This window comes from Streptomyces sp. NPDC060232 (genome assembly GCF_042726555.1).
In the GTDB taxonomy this organism is placed as follows: domain Bacteria; phylum Actinomycetota; class Actinomycetes; order Streptomycetales; family Streptomycetaceae; genus Streptomyces.
Genome location: NZ_JBHXAG010000055.1, coordinates 1 through 1,998 on the forward strand (window position 1 = coordinate 1; position 1,998 = coordinate 1,998).

The window sequence follows — 1,998 nt, forward strand, 5'->3', positions numbered from 1 at the left end:
TCCAGACGAAGGCCGTATCCGCGTACGGCGGTTACCGAACCGAGTGATCAAGTACGAGGCACCGTTCGACCTCGGACGTTAAAGATCAAGCTAGTCGACCCTGACCACGTACTTGCCCCGCACACCGCCCGCCTCCAGCGCCCGGTGTGCGGCCGCTGTCTCTTTCAGCGGGAAGACCGTGTCCACCGCCGGCCGCAGCTTCCCCTCTGTCACCTGGCGGGCGAGGTCGTCGAAGAGCGCACCTTCGGGGTTGCCGCTGAAGAAGCGCACCCGGCCGCGTCCGTGGACGGCGCTGGCCGCGATGTAGCCCAGCGAGGCGGCGGGCCGCGTCAGGTCGAAGGCGATGGTGACCATGCGTCCGCCCGGCTTCAGCATCCGCCGTACGGTACGCAGGTCGGTGCCCGCCGTGTCGAGGACCACGTCGAACAGTCCCAGTTCCGCAGGGGACACGGTCCGGTGGTCGACGGCGTGGTGGGCACCGAGCGTACGGACGAAGTCGAGGTTGGCAGCGCGGGCCAGGGCCGTGACCTCGGCACCGTACGCCTGTCCCAGCTGGACGGCGGCGTTGCCGACGCCGCCCGCCGCGCCCCGTACAAGCAGCCGTTCGCCGGGGCGCAGTGCGGCCTTGTCACGGAGGGCCGTGACGGCCGTGGTGGCCACCGGCAGCGCGGCAGCGGCCACGAGGTCCAGTCCGTCCGGGACCCGGCCGAGCCGCTCGGGCCGTACCGTCACGTACTCGGCGGCGCTGCCGAATCCGGAGCTGCGGCCCAGGACGCCCCACACCTGGTCGCCGACCGCTACGCCGGTCGCGCCGGTGCCGAGTGCGGCGATCTCGCCAGTGAAGTCCAGCCCGATGCGCTGCGGGAACTTCCGGCCGGTGACGAGGCGAGCCCGACCGGAACGGGCCGCCAGTTCGCCGCCGTTCACGCTGAACGCGCGCACGCGCACGAGGACCTCGCCGGGTGCCGGTCCGGGACGTGGCACCCGGCCCACATACAGCACCTCGGGGCCGCCGAAGCGGTCGAACAGTACGGCTTTCATCGTGCGGTCGTCCATCGTTGCATTCTCACCTTCGCCACCAGTGGCCGTGCGGGGGATCGTGGCGCCGAGCGTAGGCTGGCAAGCGGACGAGATCGTCCGTTTGACCGGAGGTGAGAGACAGCGGTGGGGGAATCCTCTCGGATCGCGGGGCAGGACAGTCTGCGGGCGGACGCCCGGCGCAACCGGCGGCGCATCCTTTCGGCTGCCCGCGTGGTCTTCGCCGAGCACGGCATCGACGCGCCCATGGCGACCGTGGCCCGGCGGGCGGGGGTCGGCGTGGCGACGCTGTACCGGCGTTTCCCGACGCGGGACGCCCTGGTGCGGGCCGCGTTCGCGCACCAGATGGACACCTGTGCTCGGACGCTCACCGAGGCGCTGGCCGACCCCGATCCGTGGCAGGGCTTCCAGCGACTGGTCGAGACGGTCTGCGAACTACAACGGGAGGAACGGGGCTTCCCGGCCGCATTCGTCGCGGCCTTTCCGGACAGCACGCGAGAACACGCGCGGGTACGGGAACAGGCCGAGCAGGACTTCATGACCCTGGTCCGCAGGGCTCAGGCGGCGGGCGTGCTGCGGGCCGACTTCCACCCCTCCGACATTGCCGTGGCCTTGTTGTCCCACAGCGGTCTGGTCACCGCATTGCCGGGTGACCGTGCGGCGTCCCGGCGTCTGGTGGCGTACTTGCTCCAGTCGTTCCGCGCCGAGGCGGCCCACGGAGCGCTGCCAGCGCCGAGCGGACTGTCGCTGCGCAGTCTTCCGCTCGCAGCCCACGGCTCCCAGGGACAGCGGTCCTCCGGAACCTGATACGAAGCGGCGCCTGCCGCGTGGCCGCCCTTCGGGCGACCGCGCCACTTTCGCAACAGGCCCTAGCTTGATCTTTAACGTCCGAGGTCGAACGGTGCCTCGTACTTGATCACTCGGTTCGGTAACCGCCGTACGCGGATACGGCCTTCGTCT

2 protein-coding genes are annotated in these 1,998 nt (G+C 70.8%); one reads left to right on the top strand and one right to left on the bottom strand.

Going from position 1 to position 1,998, the window contains the following annotated elements; all coding sequences use genetic code 11:
* Nucleotides 1-90 precede the first annotated feature (90 nt).
* Entirely contained in the window at nucleotides 91-1,056 is a 966-nt protein-coding gene (locus ACFWFZ_RS34395) for an NAD(P)-dependent alcohol dehydrogenase (protein ID WP_387127950.1), read from the bottom strand.
* A gap of 108 nt (nucleotides 1,057-1,164) precedes the next feature.
* Here ACFWFZ_RS34395 and ACFWFZ_RS34400 point away from each other — a divergent pair, with 108 nt between their 5' ends.
* On the top strand, nucleotides 1,165-1,845 hold the full coding sequence (locus ACFWFZ_RS34400; RefSeq protein ID WP_387127952.1) for a TetR/AcrR family transcriptional regulator: 681 nt from the start codon (nucleotides 1,165-1,167) through the stop codon (nucleotides 1,843-1,845).
* The last annotated feature ends 153 nt before the right edge of the window (nucleotides 1,846-1,998 follow it).